The organism is Paenibacillus sp. FSL R7-0333 (assembly GCF_038000365.1).
GTDB lineage: Bacteria > Bacillota > Bacilli > Paenibacillales > Paenibacillaceae > Paenibacillus_AQ > Paenibacillus_AQ silagei.
The window spans coordinates 4,372,367-4,392,036 of the sequence record NZ_JBBOBZ010000001.1 but is presented as its reverse complement, the minus strand read 5'-3'; the positions used below and the strand labels follow the sequence as shown (position 1 = coordinate 4,392,036).

Sequence of the window (19,670 nt, the reverse complement as noted above, 5' to 3'; positions counted from 1 at the left end):
AATTAAAACATAGAACAGGATGTAAGCGCATTAAAAATCAGGTTACAACTTTGAAATGTTATGGTTAGGCTGCGATTACTAGACCATACAAAAAAGGATATGCCGTCCTCCCAAGGGAAGAAGCGTCATATCCTAAGCCCTTTTGTGAATAGGAAACTACCTGAGGGAGTTAGCCGTTCTGGCCGTTGTCGTGGCTGAGCTGCCATTGGATGCCGAATTTGTCCTTCAGGTTCCCGTAGGCCTTGCTCCAGAAGGTCTCCTGCAGCTCCATGTGTACAGTGCCGCCTTCTTTGAGTTTGTTGAACCAGAGACGAATCTTCTCTTCATCTGTATCCGTCACCGTTAGGCTGATATTATTCCCTTCCGTGAACGGCATGCCGGGGAATACGTCAGAGAACATGACCGGGCTGCCGGCAATCATCAGATTGGCGTGCATGACGAGGTGTTTGGCTTCTTCCGGTACAGGATGGGACGGATCTGGCGGAGCCTCGCCGAAGGTCATGATATGCGGAGGTTCGGTCCCGAACACCTCCGCGTAATATTCTACAGCCTCTCGGGTATTGCCATTGAAATTCAGGTACACATTGATTGCCACAGCTGTCACTCCTCTTGTGTTAAATTAAGGCAAGGACGATACGGTCCCATTGTAGCATGTGCCTGTGCATTCACAAATATTCGGGGCAGGCTGTGCCAGTCCCTTGTGCGGATCAGCTGCAACTATTAATGGGCAAATTTTCCTAAATTATGCTATCCTTAGAGAGTTATAGCAACCAGTCACACTAAAGGAGAATGGCCGTATGACAGCAATCAGACAGTTGTTGCCGGGTGAGGAGAAGCGGATCACTCCATTGATCCGAGAGGCGTTTGATATACATATTGCCGCCAATTATTCAGCGCAGGGTGTTATTGAATTCTACAGGTACATTGAGCTTGCCGCCATTGCAAGGCGGATGCTGGAGAATCACGAGATCTTCATCGCGCTTACCGGGCAAGAGATTACAGGAATCATAGAGCTGCGTAATCATCAGCATATCTCTCTGCTGTTCGTGAAGAATGCATATAAAGGAACCGGAATCGGCAAGACCCTGCTGTGGCATGCGGTTGACCGGATGAGGACGGGAGGGAGCACGCAGATCACGGTGAACTCTTCCCCGAATTCTACTGGCTTCTATGCCTCCCAGGGATTCGTATCGCTTGGTGAAGAGGAAGAAGAGCATGGGATACGTTCACTGAGCATGAAGCTGGATTTGAAGGGATAATGGGTTCTGCTGCCTCGCACAAATGCTCCATACGTCATGGAAATGGACGGTGGGGTATTTTTTTGTGTGCGGCCAGCAGGAATAAACTGGAGTGTTATCGAATATTAGCGATTATCAACATAATTCGACTTTCAACTACATACATAAGCGGGGTTTTGCACAATGAAAACATGGAAAAAGACAGCATTCTTGATCGTTACCTTCGGACTTATCTTTCTGCTCCCGTTACTCGGCAGTCTGGCGAAATGGAAGGGGATGCCGCCCGGTTACGGGGATTTCCCTGCTCAGAAGGTCGAAGCAGACCCCGGATTCAGCCTGCTCTATTTCTCGCTCGCCTGTGTCGTGGCCCTGATCATCACACTGGTCCTGGTATTCCCCGGATGGTTCGGCTTCAAGAAGACGGAGGAAGCACCCCGGAAGACGGGGGCGGCCACCCCTTTCCCTGTCTGGTTCTGGTGGAGCCTGCCGGTGCTTGCGCTTAGCTGGTTCCTGATGTGGGCACGGGTGGAGCTCTTTATCTCGCTGGAGTCTTACACGTTTGTTCCCCTCTGGTGGTCCTTTATTCTGATTCTTGACGGGCTGGTCTACCGGAGAAATCATGGAGCCTCGATCATCTCGCGCAAGCCCCGGGTGATGCAGCTGCTGGCGGTGGTGTCCTGCTTCAGCTGGTTTGCTTTTGAATACCTGAATTTCTTCGTCCTGGAGAATTGGTATTACCCTAATAATGAAGTGTTCTCTAACTTCGGCAATGTGTTCTGGTTCTCCTTATCCTATACCACCGTTCTTCCGGCCATCTTCGAATGGTATTTACTCCTCAAGACCTTCCGTCTGTTCCGCAACCGTTATAGCCATGGGCCTAAGCTGAACGTATCACGCATGTGGCTGATCATCTATTATATTCTCGGGCTGATCCTGGCCTTCGGCATGGGCTATTATCCGTACCTGCTGTTCTGGGTGCTGTGGGTTGCGCTGGTTCCGATGCTGTCCGCAGCGATGGCGCTTGCCGGTTACTGGACCCCCTTCACTCCGGTGAAGAACGGAGACTGGTCCAAGGTGATTCTGGTTGGGCTGGCTACGCTGTTCAACGGCTTCTTCTGGGAGTTCTGGAACTTTGGCAGTGAGTGGTTCCATGATGATGCCCCCACCAACCCGAATTATTGGAAATACTCTGTGCCTTATCTGGACAAGTTTCATATTTTCTCCGAGATGCCGGTTCTGGGGTATTTCGGTTATCTGTTCTTTGGGCTGAATTGCTGGATTATCTGGCTGATTGCTGCCTATGTATTTAAATTCGATGCCGATATTGAGGTTACGGAAGAACAAGGCTAAAGGTGGAGTACAATGATTGCTAATGACCATTATCAGGTCCTGGAGACCATTTCAGATAATCCGATAAAAGCTGTATACCGCTGCACAGAGGCTTCTTCTGCAGAAACGGTCATTCTCAAGGTGTTGAAATCGGAATTTGCCGGAACCGAAGCGGTGATGCGCTTCAAGCAGGAATATAAGCTGCTTACTGAGCTTAGCACCACCACAGAAGGGGTTATCCGTCCCCTGAGGCTTGAAGAGCAGAACGGTCTGTATGTCATGGTCCTTGAGGATATATGCGGACGTTCGCTGAAGCGGATTCTGGCGGAGGAGCAGCCGGGGGAGGAGGATTTACTGAGACTGGCGGTCAAGGTTGTGGATATTCTCGGCTCCATCCATGAGCAGAACGTGATCCATAAGGATATCAAGCCGTCGAATATCATCTGGAACCGGGAGCGGGATATTGTCCAGGTGATTGATTTCGACCTTGCGGTGAAGTTGTCCAAGGAGAGACGGGATTTCCAGAACAGCGGCGTGCTGGAGGGCAGTCTGCTGTACATCTCACCGGAACAGACCGGCCGGATGAACCGGAATATTGATTACCGGAGTGACTACTATTCACTGGGTGTCGTCCTGTACGAGATGATGACCGGCCTTATGCCGTATCCATCGTCCGAGATGCTGGAGCAGATCTATTCCATTATTGCGAAGGAAGCTGTCTCTCCTTACCATGCAACCGGAGGCAGGGTTAGCAGGGGCTTGTCGGCGGTCATTATGAAGCTGATGGAGAAGTCGTCGGAGGACCGGTACCGCAGCGCTCACGGCATTAAGGCCGATCTGAAGAGATGCCTGGCCGGGCAGGCGGATTTCGTGATTGGAACGGAGGATCTCCTGAACACCTTCCGCATTCCGCAAAAAATAGTCGGTAGACAGCAGGAGCTGTCCACCCTGGAGGCGGCCTTCCGCAGCAGCGTTAACGGGAGTTCACAGGTTATGCTGGTCTCCGGTGATGCAGGTGCAGGTAAAACAGCACTGGTCCATGAGCTGCACCGGACGATCAGCCGGGAGAAGGGGCTGTTCGCTGAAGGGAAGTTCGACCAGTACAATAAGAACATTCCGTACAGTGCGCTCATCCAGGCCTTCCGCAGACTGGTCAGCCAGCTGCTGGAGAGTCCGGATGAGGAGTACAGGAGTGAAGTCAGCCGTTCACTGACCCGGCTGCTTGGCGGCAACGGAGGTGTAATTACAGGATTAATCCCTGAGCTTGCCGCCTGGACCCTGACCCAGCCGGAGCCGGAACCGCTGAGTCCGGCCGAGGAGACGAACCGGTTCTTCCTGACCTTTGCCAAGTTCGTGCAGGCCATAACGCAACCGGACCGGCCGCTGGTTCTCTTCCTGGATGATGTCCAGTGGGCGGATTATTCCAGCCTGAAGCTGGTGGAGAAGCTGATGCTGGATAACCATCTGCAGCGGATGTTTGTGATCTGCTCCTTCCGGCAGAATGAGATCCATGAAGGTCATCCCTTGTTCGCCGCGATGGTTAAGATCGGCAAAAACCGTGAGGTTGGACGTATTCATCTTCAGCCGCTGCAAGAGACAGATGTACAAAGCCTTGTGGCGGACACCCTATACAGCAGCATGGAACGCGTTGAAGGAATTACCGGACGGTTATATAAGCGGTCCAAGGGGAATTCCTTTTTCCTGACGGAAATTCTGAAGGATCTTTACCGGCGGGGGATTATCTATTTCGACAAGCAGGACGGGGAATGGAGCTGGAGCCTGGAGGAGCTGGAGGCGCTGCCGGTCCATGACAGTGTGGTGGATTTCCTGGTCGGACAGCTGCAGCATCTGCCGGAGGAGGTCCGTCATATCCTGATGCTTAGCTCGGCGGCCGGCAGTGTATTCGACTACGGGATGCTGACGCTGATCGGCGAAGAAGCGCCGGAGGTGATTGCCGCTGCGATTACCCGGGCGGTCCAAGAAGAATATATCGTCCCTGCTGACCATAAGTATGCCATATTCTCCGCTACGCTGGCTGAATCCGGCCCCGAGGCTGCGCAGGTGGGCATCCGGCTGAAATTTGCCCATGACCGGATTCAGCAGGCCTTCTATCAGCTGCTCGATCCTGAACGGGGGAAGAGACTTCATCTTAGTATCGGCCGGCTGCTGCTGCGGAATCTTGGAGAGGAGGAAATCGAGGACAAGCTGGTCGATATCGCAACCCATATTAATAAAGGGCTGGAGTTAATCACTGATAGCTCTGAGGCGCGTGAGATCGTCGCTCTGAATCTGAGGGCAGCCTATAAGGCCAAAGCAGGATACGGGTATGATTCGGCCTTCTTACTGCTTGAAGCGGCAATGGAATTGCTCCCGGAGCAGATCTGGAGTACAGACCCGGGGCAGGCGGCGGAGATCTACAGGCTGTATGCGGAATGCAGCTATCTCACTCATCATATCGATCAGGGGGACCAGGCTTGCCGTCTGCTGCTGGAGCAAACTACGGAGCGGATGGCTATTGCGGAAATCTATGAGATGCAGACCAATCATTATATGTACCTCGGCATGATGCCCGAGTCGATTGCTTCGGGGAGACGGGGACTGAAGGCGCTCGGAATTAAGATTCCGGCCAAGGTTGGAATGCCCGCCGTCCTTAAGGAGCTGCTGGTCGTTAAGGCCGCGCTGCGGGCGAGAACCCCGGAGACGATTTTTGCACTGCCGGAGATGCAGGACCCGGAGATGAAACTGGTGATGCGGCTGCTGGTTAACTTTATACCGCCGGCGTTTATCTCGGGGGAGACCTCGCTGTTCGGGCTGGTGGTGCTGAAGAAGGTGGGGCTGACGCTGAAATACGGTAACTCGCCGGAGTCGGCGCTTGCTTTTATCGGCTATGCCATGCTGTTGTCCGGCTTCGGCGATACACGGGGGGCCTTCGCTTATGGACGTCTCGGGATCAGAATTAATGACAAATTCAATGATCTGCAGTGGAAAGGCGCGGCGCATGTCCTGTATACGCTGTTCAGCCACGCCTGGACCGAGCCTTGGGATACGTTGCAGGACTGGTTCGGCACCTCCATTGAAGCCAGTCTGCGGACAGGCGATCTGCTCTATCTGGCCCATTCCGCCTTCTATGTGAATCTCTGGAATCCGTCGATGGACATCCCGGCTTTGCTCCAGGAAAGTGCGCGTACGATCTCTATGATTGAGAACACGAAGTACAGGGAGTCGCTTGCCACAGCGCAGCTGGCCCGCCAGTATTACCTCAGTCTTGCCGGAGAGCTGCCGGACCGCACCTCATTCAACAATGAAGCCTTCAGCGAAGAGGTCTATCTGCACGAATTGCAGGAAGCGAGGTATTACTCAGGGATTGCGATCTATTATATCTACAAAATGAAGCTGCTGTTTCTCTACGAGAAGCATGATGAAGCGCTGGAGTATATCGAGCGGGCCTATCCGATTATCGGGACGCTGGCCGGTTCGGCTTTTATGGAGGAATTCGCGCTCTACACCTTCCTGAATCTGGCATATGCTTACAAGGATTTGGGTGTGAACGGCAAGCGGAAGGCCAGGTCCAAAATGCGCAAGGAGCTTGGCCGGGTACGCAAATGGGCCAGCAATGCACCGGGAACCTTCCGCCAGCATGAATATCTGATGAGGGCCGAATGGGCCCGGATCTCCGGGAACAGCACGCGCGCAGGCTATTATTATGATCTGGCCATTGAGGCCAGCGAGCAGGGAAGCTTCGTCCGCTATAAGGCACTCTGCAACGAGCTGGCGGCCCGGTACTATATGGACAAGGGCTTCAACGAGTTCGCCGCCTATCTGCTCAGACAATCCGAATACTATTATTCGGTCTGGGGCGCCAAGGAAAAGATCGCGTTCATCAAGGAGCGATACCCTGCTCTTGACCAGAAAATCAGCACCAAGGAGTTCATGCACGGCAGGACGGTGACCGATTATACTGAGAGCATTGATCTGAATTCCATCATTCTGGCTTCACAGGCCATCTCCAAAGAAATTGAGTTGAACCACCTGCTGGAAGCGCTGATGGAGATTGTGATCATGAATGCCGGGGCGCAGCGGGGCTGCATCCTGATGACCTCCAAGGCCAATCTTCTGGTCGAAGGGGAATATAAAGCGGACACGGACCGGATCTCTGTGGCCATTCATGAGTCGCATCAGCTGGACAATCTGCCTGCTGCGATCATCAGACAGGTGGAGGAGAGCCGGGAGAGCCTGATCTACAATGATGCCTATTCCGAGACTCCATTCGTGAATGATCCTTATATTGTGAGGCAGCAGCCGAAATCGATGGTCTGCATGCCGCTGATTAACCAGAATAAGACGATTGCCATCATCTATCTGGAGAATAATCTGGTCACCGGTGTATTCACCGAGGAACGGATGAAGATTATCAATCTGCTGTCCAGAGAGATGGTCTTCTCGCTTGAGAATGCCAGTCTGTATAATGAGCTTGAGCGCTCTGAGGAGAAATACCGCCAATTAGTCAACAACCTTCAGGACGGGGTATTCGTGGTCCAGGATATGCGGTGTGTCTATGTTAATGAGGCGCTGGAGCAGATGCTGGGCTATGAACCGGGCGGGATGCTGGAGCAGCCCTTCGGGAATTTCATTACGCCGCCGGAGCGGGAGAAGGTGATGCATTATTATGCCAGACGAGTCGAGGGCAAGCAGGCACCGGAAGAGTATGAGACTAGGCTTTTGCATAAAGATAAGTCGCATGAAGTTATCGTCATTCACAAGGTTGTCCGGATTATGTATCAGGATAAGCCGGCGATTCAGGGAACGATCAAGGATATTACCGAGCGGAAGAAGGCGGAAGAAGAGCTGCGGCGCCACAAGGAGCATCTGGAGGAACTGGTTGCCGAGCGGACGAAGGAGCTGGAGTTCAATAACGGGGAGCTGAGCAAATATATCGGACTGATTGAAAAGATCTCGATCACCGATGAATTAACCGGGCTGTACAACCGCAGATACTTCAATAAGCTGTTCCTGGATGAGGTGGACAAGGCTGCTGCAGGCAAACGGTATTTAACCTACCTGATGCTGGATATTGATTATTTCAAAAAATTCAATGATACCTACGGACATTATGAAGGCGATACGGTACTGCGCAGAATCGGCGGGGTACTGAAGGAGCTGGCTGAACAGGCGGATGGAACCGCGTTCCGGTTGGGTGGTGAAGAATTCGGGATTGTGGCCGCCGGACTTACCCCTCCAGAGTCCCGTGTGTTCGCTGAATTGATCAGACGAAGCATTGCGGAGCTGGGGATTCAGCATGACCTAAGTCCGGAATACGGAAGAATTACCGTCTCTATCGGCGTAGCCGCCGTACTTGTTGACGGTCTGCGCGAGGAGGATATCTACAAGCTGGGTGACGATGCACTGTATCAGTCAAAGGCGGAAGGGCGCAACTGTGTTACATTGTTCGAGCGATAAGATTCAAGGGATAAGAGATGTACATAAATAAATAGGATTAGGGAGCTGTTGAAGCAATGAATACCGAACAGGAATCAGGACAAGAATCAGAAATGGACCAGCTGCGGAAGGCGCTTGAAGTATCTTTGCCCCTGGTGCAGCGGCTGTTTCCGCTGGACGTAATGTTTGCCTTAACCGATACGGAGAAGTTCATCTATCATCTACCGGGCAAAGAGCTGCATGCCCGGGTCGGGGAGGGGAGTCCCATTCCGCCTAGCGGGGGAATCCGGACTGCGCTAGAGAGTGGAGAAGAAGTCAGCGCCATTATTCCCAAAGAAGTCTACGGGCTGCCCTTTAAGTCCTCATCGATGCCGATCCATGACCGGAACGGGGCGGTTATTGGCGTGTTCACGATCGGAATCAGCCTCAGCAATCAGGTAACACTCAGCGATGCAGCGAATGCGCTGGCGGTGACCTCTGACGAGATCAGCTCGACATCGGTAGAGATTGCAGGCACGGCCTCGGATCTGGCGAATACTGTAGGGGATCTGAAGGAGCTGGGCCAGAAGGTGGTAGAGGATCTGCAGCAGACCGACGAGATTCTCGATTTCATCCGCAAGGTGGCGGAGAATTCCAACCTGCTTGGGCTGAATGCAGCGATTGAAGCGGCGCATGCCGCTGAGCATGGACGGGGCTTCGGCATCGTGGCTCAAGAGATCCGCAAAATGTCGGTATCCAGCGCTTCATCGGCGAAGGATATTGCCGGCATTCTGCAGATGATCAAGCAGAAGATTAACCAGATGGATGCGGTGCTTACGGATTGTCTGGCACAAAGCGAACGTCAGGCCGCAGCCACAGAGGAGATTACCGCCTCAATGCAGCAGCTCGCTGCTTCCGCCGTGGAGATTGAGAGTATCGCTCGTCTGATCTAGTCCGCACCGGTCTCTAGTGTCAAAGAGCTCCTCCCCTGCATATAGTATCTGGACGAATGCCCAGTGTTACTTAAGGCTACAATCCAGTCTGAGGAGGAACAAATCATGCTTGATCCAGTATTGCAGGCACCGGACCTGAAGCTTGCCGCCGATTCTAACCAGGTGCTTAATTATAAGCGGGATGCAAACAATTATATTACCCAGCTTTTTGCCGAGCAGCTGCCGGCGATACGTAACGGGTTCTTCAATGCCCATATGAGCAAAGGCTTCATCGTCCAGCCGCACTGGCACACGAACGTGACGGAGATGATCTTCGTGATTAGCGGAGAGCTGATTGCCTCCGTGTTCGATCCGTTCACCCAGAAGCTGATGACCTATCATCTGAAGGCCGGACAAATTGCTGTCTTCCCACAGGGCTGGTTTCACTGGATTCTGGCCGAGAGCGAACAAGCCCATTTCCTGGCGATCTTCGATGCGCCGACACCGGATATTGTATATGGTTCAGACTTCCTGCGGGCCGTTCCCGCAGAGGTAATCCAGCGCGCGTATTGTATTAATGAAGAGGAGTATGCCAAGGCCGTGGCTCCGCTGAAGGAGTCGATTATTCTTGGACCGCCTCCGGGCTGCGCCGTGGCAGGGTCTGCCGGGGGAATGAATATAGGCCCGCCCGCCAAAAGCATGCCCGCCTACGCAGCCCAGCAGCCCGCTGCAGCGTTCTATCCTTATCCGATGTATCCGCGCCGTTAAGCGGCGGCTACGCTATACTAATGAACAGAAAAAGCAGGCCAGGGAGGAATTCCTTGGCCTGCTTTCTATGGAATACAGGATTTGCGTGGTTTATTTCGCTTCTTCCAGCTTGTGGTTAAGGTCCTTATATTGACTCAGCAGTGCGGACAGTGCCTGCTTAATTGCTGCTGCATCTGTGGCTTGTGCAGCCTCTGCCAGTGCAGCTTGTGCTTTGAATAAGCCATCGATGTACGCCGCATGTAAGGTTACCACATTGGCAAGCTTGCCGGATTCCAGAGAGTCAGGCACCGTTAGTGTGAGGCTTGCAGCTGCTGAGGCGGACGGAACTGCCTTAACACTGCCCCCAGTTGTCCCGTATTCCGGCACAGTGGCAAGCGGAAGCGTTTCTGCGTCCGTCAATGTTCCAGGCGTGGCTAATTGCACATCCATAATACCGGTTTTTTCTGTCCATGGAGAGGCAGACGTTGGCGTGGCGAGAACCACATTAAGCGCCTTCGTGCTTGTTAATGCATGGTAGCGGCTGAGCGTATCCCGCCAATCCTGGGAAGTTTCCGGGGCATAGCTGTTCACCAGCGCCAGAACCTGCGGTTCAAGCAAGGGGAGCAGCCTACTGCCATTTGTGGATGCAGCGGCTGTGCTTATGGTGGCAGTGGGTCCCTGTGCTGGAGGCGGCGCGATTCCCGTATCCGCGAAGACCGGGGTGGCGATACTGGACAGCAGCAGGGTGGATAGAGCCATTCTTTTCACGATTAGACGATTCATGTACGAACACTCCTTCAAGTGGTTTGTCTTACAGCTCTCACTATAGCGGGCTTCTGTGGCAGGAGAGGGTCAGCAATGTGGAAAAACAATGGCAGCGCCCAATCCCGCTCACCCGCTTGCTATAATGGTGAAGAGACAAATCACGGAGGGTACCTGGATGAACAATCAAACGGTCATTGCCGTTGTGGACGATGACGAGAATATACGCAATCTGGTGGAAGCTTATTTACATAAAGAGAATTACCGGACGATTGGCCTTGGAAGTGCCGAGGAGGCGTGGGATTTATGGAGGAATGATCCTCCCGGCATGTGGGTGCTCGATATTATGCTTCCGGGAATGGACGGCTATGAGCTATGCAGGCGTATCCGTGATGAGGCGGAGGTGCCGATTATTATGATCTCAGCCAAGGATAATGAAGTGGATAAAATCCTGGGTCTGGAGCTGGGCAGCGACGATTATCTGGTCAAGCCCTTCAGTCCCCGTGAGCTGGTAGCCCGGATTAACCGCCAGCTGAAACGGTGGGAACGTCTTCACGAATCCCAGTCTGCAGCTGTTCTGCCTGCAGTGCATACAGGGATAGAGCTGGGCAGTCTGCTCCTGCATCCCGAAGAGAGAAGATCCTTCTGGCGGGGTGATGAAGTGGAGCTGACCAGCAAGGAGTTCCTGATGCTGATGGTCTTTGCGGGAAGTCCGAACCGGGCCTTTACGCGCGAAGAGCTGCTGGGCCATGTCTGGGGAGAGGATTATTTCGGCAGCGACCGTGCTGTCGACCACCTGATCAAGCGCATCCGCAAAAAAATGGACGGCCTGCCGCTGGAATCGGTCTGGGGTCACGGCTACCGTATGAGAGAGGTGCAGGAATGAAGAGGATGGCGGAAAGGCTAAGCCAGCGGATGAAAAAGCTGAAGCTGGTGCATCAGATCAACGTTGCTTTTGGGCTGTCTCTGCTGCTGGTCCTGTCTATCACGGGAGTGATGATCCATTACGTGCTGATGGACCATTTCATTGGTAAGGAGCAAGAGGGATTAAGGACGCTTGGCGCTTCCCTGACCGCGAGTCTGCAGCGGGCTCCATTCTCAGAAGGAGGGGCATTCACATTGGGAAAAAGCGAGCCGCTTACAGCTCCATATCCTACGCTCTACAGCGGAGTACAGGCCATTGTGAGCGACCAGCAGGGGAATGTGGTCTCGGAATATCTCCCGGCCCAGCCCGTGCAGGCCGGGGTAACGGTAGATATCACAGCTATGGAGCAGGGGAGCCTGCAGAGCTTATGGGATGGCAATGATCCGCGGTATCTGGTGCAGGTCAATACGCTTCCCCAAGGCAAGCTCACCCTGCTGACTCCTGTCAGCAGAATCAAGGTCATCGAGGAGTCGCTCTTGAAACGGCTGATCCTTGTCTTTGCTGCGGGCGCGGCAGCGATGCTCCTGTTCAGCCTGTTCATTACGCGGAAGCTGATTAATCCGCTGATCAGCCTGCGTCAGGAGCTGGGGAAAGTGAAAAACCGCCGGTTTGCCGAGGTGAATCTGATCCGGGCGGGCGGTGAAATTGGTTCTGTCGCCAGGGCGGTCTACGAGATGGCCGGTGAGCTGCACCGGTTCAACCGGGTGCAGAAGCAGTTTTTCCAGAATGCCTCGCATGAGCTGAAGTCTCCGCTGATGTCGATAGCGGGTTATGCGGAGGGCATTAGGGATGGAGTATTTGAAGGAGAGAGCGTCCGTAAAGGACTGGATATTATTCTGGGTGAAAGCGGGCGCTTACGTGATCTGGTCAGCGAAATGACTCTTCTGGCGAAGCTGGACAGTGAAGAGGATATTTATCAGGCGGCGGATACGGATCTGGAGGAGCTGCTGAGCGAGGCGGTGGAGCGGGTCAATCCACTGCTGGCGGCAAGGAAGCTGTCGCTGCATCCGGCAGTCTCCGGGGACTATGGGGGGATGGTAAGAGCAGACCGGGATAAGCTGCTGCAAGCTCTGCTGAACGTATTATCCAATGCGGTCCGTTATGCAGAGAAGCGAATTGATGTACAGGTGCATTCAAGCAGGGGAAGGATTACATTGACGGTCGCTGACGATGGTCCGGGCATTGCGCAGGAGCTGCTGCCCAGCCTGTTTCACAGGTTCGTCAAAGGAAAAAATGGCGAATCCGGGCTGGGACTCGCCATCGCGCGTGCTATTGTGGAACGCTGCGGCGGAGAGCTTAGTGCCCGGAACCGCCCGGAGGGCGGCGCAGTCTTCACCTTTGAGTTCCCGCCATCTGCGGGCAGCGTTTAATACTCGTTGAACATTGCGGCAATTTCATCGTAGCCGGTGGTTTGCGTCAGAGCGAGAGAGAGCAGGATTCTGGCTTTTTGCGGGACGAGGCTGTTGCAGGGAATAGAATTCGCAGACAGATCAATGTAGGAATCCTTAAGTGTAATTCCGCTGGAAATCCGCGAGCAGCGGACTACAGGGATGTTATTGTTCTTCAGCTCACCCACCTTGTCAATCCAAGGCTTGCTGTAGATCCCTCCGCCTGCTCCGGCAATGACAATCCCCTTGGAGACCGTAGCCAGATAATCCAGAATCCCGGGATTGGCATCCACATGGAAATAAGCTACGGATACTTCCGGCAGCTCCTGAATCACAGATACATCGAACTGGGTTGCGGTGGTATGCCGTTTCAGGGTGCGCGTATAGAAGAAGGCATGGCTGTCACGCATATATCCCAGGCAGCCGAAATCGCGCTCATCGAAGGCGTTGGCCTTGAAGGTGTTCACCTTTTGCACATCCCGCCCGCTATAGATGCCCTCAGCGAAGACAACCATCACGCCTTGGCCGGAGGCCTCGGGATTCGCCGCCAGTGCTACGGACTGATACAGATTCAGCGGACCATCGGCACTGATTGCAGTAGCTGGGCGCATAGATCCGGTAATAATTACCGGCTTGTCAGTCTTGATCACCAGGTTCAGGAAGTAGGACGTCTCATCCAGGGTGTCGGTGCCGTGTGTAATGACGAATCCGTGCACATCCTCCCGGAGCGCGAGCGTGTTAATGTACGTTGCCAGGGTAAGCCAGTGTTCGCTGGTAATATCGGCGCTGCACAGATTGCTGACCTGAACCCCGGCGCAGTTCGCCAGCCGTTCCAGGTGCGGCACACTATCCAGCAGATCCTGCACGGGCAGAGCTCCAGGCTCGTAATTCAAGGTTTTATGGGCTTCGCCGCTGCCGGCAATCGTACCGCCGGTGGCGAGGATGACTACATTTTTGAGGCCGGGATTATAGTAAGGGGAAGCGGTGAAATTCACTTCGGGAATAGTATTCATCATAGGTCGTTTCCTTTCAGGTTGAGCCAGAATTCAGTCATTCGCATGACATTGAGAGTATTATAACATTCATTCCTCTATGGGTGACATAGTAAGGTATAATAAGTGGAAAATATAAATGGGAGGGGAGGAGATAAGCATGCTGAAGCTAGATAGCCGGGATTACGCCCTTGCGTGGCCGCTGTTAAAGGAAGTGAAGATCAATACCCTGTTCGCTGAAGGCGTTCTGAGCGGGCAGACGACAGGCAGTGTGTATGTGGACTCTGTACATAACCCCTGTACCTTCTATGTGGCTCATGAATACGGGATGTCGCTGGTCTATGGGGATTCGGGCAATGAGGAGTTTAACCGGAGCTTATCTGACTATATTACGAACAAGACGGGGCACCGGCATTCAGCAGAATGGCTACAGGCTGATCCGGCAGGGGGCTGGGACCCGCTGATTGAAGCTATGCTTACTGAGCATAATGCACGGCTTGATGCGGCGGATACACGCAGAATGTACATACAGACCCGGGTGAATTTTACGTTCGACCCGGAGGTCTATTATCGTGCGAAGGCGCAATGGTTCCGGCAGGATGCTGAGATGGTCCAGATGAACGGTGAAGGATTCGGCGAGCAGGAGGGTGCGGTCATTCCCCGGTATTTCTGGCGTGACGCGGAGCACTTCCTGGCTTCAGGCAAAGGATACACTTTAATGTGGGAGGGAGAGCAGGCCTCCAGCGCCTTCTCGGCTTACCGGACAACGGATCAATTGGAGATCGGAATCGAATCGGCAGCGGGTCACCGGGGGAAGTATTTCGCCTTCTCAGTGTGCTGTAAGCTAATCGATTACTGTCTGGAGCAGGGATTGGAGCCTGTCTGGGGCTGCCGTATGGAGAATGTGGGCTCGTACAGACTGGCGCAGAAGCTGGGCTTCAAGCCTGCATTGAACATCCCCTACTACCGTTTGTCCGAGCTTCCCGCTTAACAAAGAGCAGCAAATCTCCCTATGGGGGATTGCTGCTCTTTTGCGTTACATGGGCGGTACAATAGGTGGATTTTCTACACTTGCTGATGAATGATTGGCGACTGCTAGGACAATAGTTGGAAAAACGGCACTTAATAAATCGCACTTCCGCTTAGATGGGGAAATAGACAAAATTAGATGCTGTTTTTCCACTTGTGTACCTGCAAATGCCGGGAATTGCTGAATTAAGATACGTTTTTCCACTAGTTTGTTGAAGGGAAGGCGGGGGCACCTGCGAATTGTGTGGCGTGCGCACTATCGGCTCAACTTCCGTTAGCCTAGCTTCTCAGCCACTCAACGCCCCAGCACTCCATGCCCCGCCAACTCACACCCCTGCAACCTAGCGCCCCCGCCATCACATGCCCCAGCACTCAGCCGTCATATCCGGCGGGCATCCACAAAGCAGTGCAGGTGCAGCGGTGACAACACCTTCAGCCCTTCCCCCAGCTCGAAGCCCCTACCTTCGGCCAGCTGGCGGCCTTGCTCGCCGAAATAGAACCGGTACATGGCCAGCTGCTCTTCATTGAACTGGCTGCGGTGCAGGGCCATGGCCGCGAACTTGCGCTCGAATTGATCCGTGATGTCGATGACTGTATTAGGCTCAGCGGTGAAGTAGAAGCCGATGGCCTTCGGCTGCCATGGCCGGGTAAGGGTGCCTCTCGGATACAGGGGCAGCCCGGAGGACAGCACAGCCTGGGCTGCGGCCCTGCCGGTAACGATATGGTCATAATGCGCCTCATAGCTCAGCCATGGATCAGGGCACAGTATCAAGTCCGGCTGAACCGTCCGGATGACCTCGGCGATCTCTCCCGCGAGGGCTGGGATATGCTCCAGCGTGCCGTCACCGTGGGCGAGCTGGTGGAACACGGCAGCTCCCAGCTTCCGTCCGGCGGCTTCCAGTTCAAGCGCACGGATAGCAGCGATCCCGGCGGAAGACAACTGCTCGTCCACCGCGCCCAGATCTCCGTTCGTGACGGTTAGATAATGAATCTCGCAGCCCCGTTCCGCGAATGAGGCAATGGTGCCGCCGATGCCTACTTCATTGTCGTCCGGGTGCGGCTGTATGCACAAGATCCTCCGGCATTCGGACAGGTCGGGAGGGGACAGCAGTGCGGCTATTGTGGATGCATCCATAAGTTAATCGCTCCTAATTTTTAATGTGCGGTGATTGGATCTGCGGTGATATGTGATATGTAGTTCCGGTGAATCCTGCCCGGAAACTTACAATGACCGGCTGTGATTCAGATCGCTCAGGATCTGTACCCGCTGCTTCTCCGTTATATTATAGAAGAGAATCGGCAGAATAGCGGCCAGGAAGCAGAGTGCGGGCAGCAGGAACATCACGAAGCTAAGGCCGTGCTGGAGCTGCGGAGTCGCCGGCTGATTCTCCACATAGCTTAGTAGGCCGAGACTGGCTCCGATAATCATCCGCGATACCGCTCCGCTGAACTTGGTAATGAAAGTGTTCGTTGAGAACACAATGCCCTCGCCCCGGAAGCCCAGCTTCCACTCCGAATAATCTATTGTATCGAGCAGCATCGAGGTACTGACAATCGTCGTCATGCCGGAGAAAAAGAAGCTGACCCCAAAGAACACCAGGGTGTTCAATACGTTATGGTCACCCAGCAGATAAGGCAGAATGCAGGCTACGCTCCCCAGAATGCAGGAGACAATGAATACCTTCTTCTTCGCGAAGCGGCGCAGCAGCGGCGGCGTAGCGATCATCCCCAGCAGCATACCGGCCACCAGACTGATCCCGACCTGCGTGGCATACCCCGCGTCCCCCCAGACATAGACCACATAATAGAGCTGAATGCTCTGCCGGATGCCGTTCACCAGGTTGATAATCAAGAGAGAGGCGAGCAGGGTGAGCAGCGGCTTGTTTTTGTACACCGTTTGCAGGTTCTGGCGGAATGAGATCTTCTCAGCGGAAGGGACGACCCGTTCCTTGGTGAGCATCCCGGTCAGGACAATCGACAGCGCCGCGATGACCCCGATAATGATTGCCGCGTAGAGATAAGCCTGCGTATTCCGTTCACCGCCGAAGGCGAGCAGAAGCTGGATACCGCCGATGGTGATAACGACCGCGCCGAGCGTCCCGCCGATTTTGCCCAGTGTGACGAATAAGGTGCGTTCCCCCGGATCGGTGGAGACTACGGACGACAAGGCCCAGAGCGGTGTGTCACAGACCGTGTACAGCATTCCCCATAGCAGGTAAGAGACGGTAGCGATTACAAGAGTCACAGTCCGGGAACCGCCGAAGTCCCAGAAGCAGAGGATGGTCGCCAGCACGATCAGACAAGGGGCGAACAGCAGATAAGGCCTGAATTTCCCCCATCTGGAGCGTGTTTTGTCGGTAATCATGCCCATGAGCGGATCAAGACAAGCATCGATAATACTTGCTGCGACCAGAATGACACTGGCGGTGGTTGCCGGAATTCCCAGCAGATCCGTATAGAAGAACAGGATGTACATCGACATGAAGCTGTAGAGCATATTCTGGCCCAGCAGACCGCCTGAGAACACCAGTTTTTCGGCCACAGGTACTTTTTCTGACATGACAAGCCTCTTTTCGCGGGGGATAAAATGGGATTGAATCGTTTGCTAATTATGTCTATTTATAACTTATTTCTATGTTCTGTCAAGCGGATTCTGCATCAAACTACGGAATAGTAAACATTTCAATTGATGAAGGGGAGGATTGCACTGAGTTTGATGAAAAAAATATGAAAAACACAAATTAGAATATAATTTTTTTGATATAAAATGTCGAAATATAGCTAATGATGTCCCGCCGGCTGATAGGGGAGTGTAAGATTAACGCCGACAAGAAGGACGCTAAGATGTTAACCACAGGGGGAAGCACTATGAAATGGTTCGGGAATTTGAAAACAGCTACAAAGATCGTCTCCGCTTTTTTGATTGTCTCTTTAATCCTGGCAGGACTTGGAGTCTATTCGGTCTTATCCCTGCGCACCAGCAATCAGAATATGAAGGAAATGTACAGCAATAACCTGATCTCGGTCAGAGATCTGTCTGCCGCCGAGATCAGCTATCAGCTTAACCGGGTCTATACACGGGATATGAGCAATACAACAGATACAGATAAAATTTCCGATTATAAGCAAAAGATTGCCTCAGGCCGTCAGGAAATTGTCCAGAAGGTGGATAACTACCGTCCGCTGGCGACCACTGCCCGTGAAAAGGAGCTGTTGGCCTCGTTTGACCAGGAGTATGCAAGCTATGAGAAGCTGTTCGACCAGGCGCTGGTTCTGGCGGAGCAAGATGATACGGCTGCTTTCAATACATTTCTGACTACACAGTTGAGCGTCCAGGGGCAGAATGTGCTGAACAATCTGGATGGTCTGATCAAAGTGAATGTTGAGCTGGCAGATGAGGCGAACAACCATTCACAATCCGCTTATTCCTCGGCGTTCATCCTTACAATCTCGGTAGTCATTGCGGCGGTCATCCTCAGTATTATGATCGGCTACCTGATCGCAAGATCGATCTCCAGACCCCTGATGCAGATGCTGCATGTAGCTACAGAAGTGGCTAATGGAAATCTGACGCAGCAAGCGGATATATCTACTAAGGATGAAGTCGGACAGCTTGCCACAGCCCTGAACCGGATGGTTCATAACCTGAAGGATCTAATCAATGGAATTGTGATGAATTCACAGAGCGTTGCAGCCTCTTCCGAACAGATCTCAGCCAGCACCCAGGAGATTGCGAGCACCAGCACCAATCAGTCGGCGGCAGCGACCAATATCACCGAGCTGTTCAAGGAGCTGTCGCTGGCGATTGATTCTGTGGCCTCCAGTGCCGAGGAAGCGGCAGAGCTCTCCAATGATACCGTGCGGACCGCCCGGGAAGGCGGATATGTGGTGGAGACTTCGCTGCAAGGAATGCAGACGGTGAACCACCAGATGAAGCAGCTTGAAGACGATTCCAGCAAAATCGGGGATATCATCGAAGTGATCGACGATATCGCCGAGCAGACCAATCTCCTGGCCCTGAACGCAGCGATTGAAGCGGCGCGTGCCGGAGAACAGGGGCGCGGCTTCGCCGTGGTGGCGGACGAGGTCCGCAAGCTGGCCGAACGCAGCAGCGATGCCACGAAGGAGATTACGAAGATTATCAAGGTCATGCAGGAGAATACGAAGCAGAGTGTGAGGGCAGTCGCTGAGAGCGTAGAGCAGTCTTCGATGACCAGCCAGGCCTTCGAGCAGATTATTAAGATGGTCAACACCTCCTCACTCAAGGTCAACGAGATTGCAGCAGCCTGCGAAGAGGAATCTGCACAGGCTGCTGAGGTGATGGACTCGGTTCAATCCATTGCGGCCTCCAGCGAGGAATCGGCAGCGGCTTCTGAAGAGACGGCAGCTACCTGCCAGGCCCTGGCGCTGTTATCCGAGGATCTGGCTAAGTCCGCTGCCGCATTCAAGACCCATTAATTCAACAGACGGAAGGTGAAGCCATGTCATCCTTACAGAAGGAACAATATATCGAGCTTGCGGTAGGAGCCGAGACCTGTGCCATCCGGATTGAAGAGATTCATGAGATTATCAAAATGCTCAGCATTACAGATATCCCCTTCAGCCGGAATGAAGTCAAAGGTGTAGTCAATCTGCGCGGCAAGGTGGTTTGTGTCATGAGCCTGCGCAATCTGCTGGGAATGGCGGATGAGCCTTATACCCGGAGCACAAGAATTATTGTGGTTAACTACCGTGAGGAATTCGTCGGACTGATTGTAGATAAGGTGAACAAGGTGACTACGTACGCCGAGATTCATCCGCCGGCAGGCGGACATAACCGCAGCCGCGATGCGGTGTTCCACGGAGTGGGGCAGCGGGATGACCAGCTGATCGGTATTCTGAAGCTCGAAGAAATATTGGGCGGGTAAAAAGGG

General features: G+C 53.5%; 15 protein-coding genes. 10 read left to right on the top strand and 5 right to left on the bottom strand.

The annotated features are described in order from the left end of the window. Positions 1–169: 169 nt before the first annotated feature. Entirely contained in the window at positions 170–595 is a 426-nt protein-coding gene (locus MKY86_RS18545) for a VOC family protein (protein WP_076084946.1), read from the bottom strand. A gap of 202 nt (positions 596–797) precedes the next feature. Here MKY86_RS18545 and MKY86_RS18540 point away from each other — a divergent pair, with 202 nt between their 5' ends. From MKY86_RS18540 to MKY86_RS18520, 5 genes are all read left to right on the top strand, one after another. Next, positions 798–1,259, top strand: coding sequence for a GNAT family N-acetyltransferase (locus MKY86_RS18540; protein WP_076084943.1), 462 nt, complete (start codon positions 798–800; stop codon positions 1,257–1,259). Positions 1,260–1,421: 162 nt separating this feature from the next. After that, the gene (locus MKY86_RS18535; RefSeq protein ID WP_076084940.1) at positions 1,422–2,588 is read left to right on the top strand and encodes a small-conductance mechanosensitive channel; all 1,167 of its coding nucleotides are present in this window, start codon (positions 1,422–1,424) and stop codon (positions 2,586–2,588) included. A gap of 12 nt (positions 2,589–2,600) precedes the next feature. After that, positions 2,601–8,024, top strand: a complete 5,424-nt coding sequence (locus tag MKY86_RS18530) for a diguanylate cyclase (RefSeq protein WP_076084937.1) — start codon at positions 2,601–2,603, stop codon at positions 8,022–8,024. A gap of 56 nt (positions 8,025–8,080) precedes the next feature. After that, entirely contained in the window at positions 8,081–8,935 is an 855-nt protein-coding gene (locus tag MKY86_RS18525; protein ID WP_083685710.1) for a methyl-accepting chemotaxis protein, read from the top strand. A 105-nt stretch (positions 8,936–9,040) separates the two neighbouring features. Then, positions 9,041–9,682, top strand: coding sequence for a cupin domain-containing protein (locus tag MKY86_RS18520; protein ID WP_083685708.1), 642 nt, complete (start codon positions 9,041–9,043; stop codon positions 9,680–9,682). 90 nt (positions 9,683–9,772) lie between these two features. Here the strand turns inward: MKY86_RS18520 and MKY86_RS18515 are convergent, their stop codons facing one another. Beyond that, positions 9,773–10,444 carry a hypothetical protein gene (locus MKY86_RS18515; RefSeq protein ID WP_076084934.1) on the bottom strand — a complete coding sequence of 224 codons (672 nt, stop codon included), beginning with the start codon at positions 10,442–10,444 and terminating at the stop codon, positions 9,773–9,775. A 157-nt stretch (positions 10,445–10,601) separates the two neighbouring features. On the opposite strand from MKY86_RS18515, the gene MKY86_RS18510 reads away from it, so the two are divergent. After that, positions 10,602–11,309, top strand: a complete 708-nt coding sequence (locus tag MKY86_RS18510) for a response regulator transcription factor (RefSeq protein ID WP_076084931.1) — start codon at positions 10,602–10,604, stop codon at positions 11,307–11,309. Beyond that, entirely contained in the window at positions 11,306–12,718 is a 1,413-nt protein-coding gene (locus tag MKY86_RS18505) for a sensor histidine kinase (RefSeq protein WP_340827337.1), read from the top strand. Before MKY86_RS18510 ends, MKY86_RS18505 begins: the two co-directional genes overlap by 4 nt. Here MKY86_RS18505 and MKY86_RS18500 read toward each other — a convergent pair. Continuing rightward, positions 12,715–13,752, bottom strand: coding sequence for an asparaginase (locus MKY86_RS18500; RefSeq protein WP_076084928.1), 1,038 nt, complete (start codon positions 13,750–13,752; stop codon positions 12,715–12,717). The two genes, MKY86_RS18505 and MKY86_RS18500, sit on opposite strands and share 4 nt — an antisense overlap. A gap of 136 nt (positions 13,753–13,888) precedes the next feature. On the opposite strand from MKY86_RS18500, the gene MKY86_RS18495 reads away from it, so the two are divergent. Continuing rightward, positions 13,889–14,719: a GNAT family N-acetyltransferase gene (locus tag MKY86_RS18495; RefSeq protein ID WP_076084925.1), complete on the top strand. Its 831-nt coding sequence runs from the start codon at positions 13,889–13,891 to the stop codon at positions 14,717–14,719. Between the two features lie 417 nt (positions 14,720–15,136). Here MKY86_RS18495 and MKY86_RS18490 read toward each other — a convergent pair whose 3' ends face one another. Continuing rightward, entirely contained in the window at positions 15,137–15,892 is a 756-nt protein-coding gene (locus MKY86_RS18490) for a PIG-L deacetylase family protein (RefSeq protein ID WP_076084922.1), read from the bottom strand. 87 nt (positions 15,893–15,979) lie between these two features. Further along, complete coding sequence (locus MKY86_RS18485) at positions 15,980–17,317, bottom strand: MFS transporter (protein ID WP_076084919.1); 1,338 nt, start codon at positions 17,315–17,317, stop codon at positions 15,980–15,982. 308 nt (positions 17,318–17,625) lie between these two features. On the opposite strand from MKY86_RS18485, the gene MKY86_RS18480 reads away from it, so the two are divergent. Next, positions 17,626–19,215, top strand: coding sequence for a methyl-accepting chemotaxis protein (locus MKY86_RS18480; RefSeq protein WP_076084897.1), 1,590 nt, complete (start codon positions 17,626–17,628; stop codon positions 19,213–19,215). A gap of 23 nt (positions 19,216–19,238) precedes the next feature. After that, on the top strand, positions 19,239–19,664 hold the full coding sequence (locus tag MKY86_RS18475) for a chemotaxis protein CheW (RefSeq protein WP_036700854.1): 426 nt from the start codon (positions 19,239–19,241) through the stop codon (positions 19,662–19,664). Positions 19,665–19,670 lie beyond the last annotated feature (6 nt).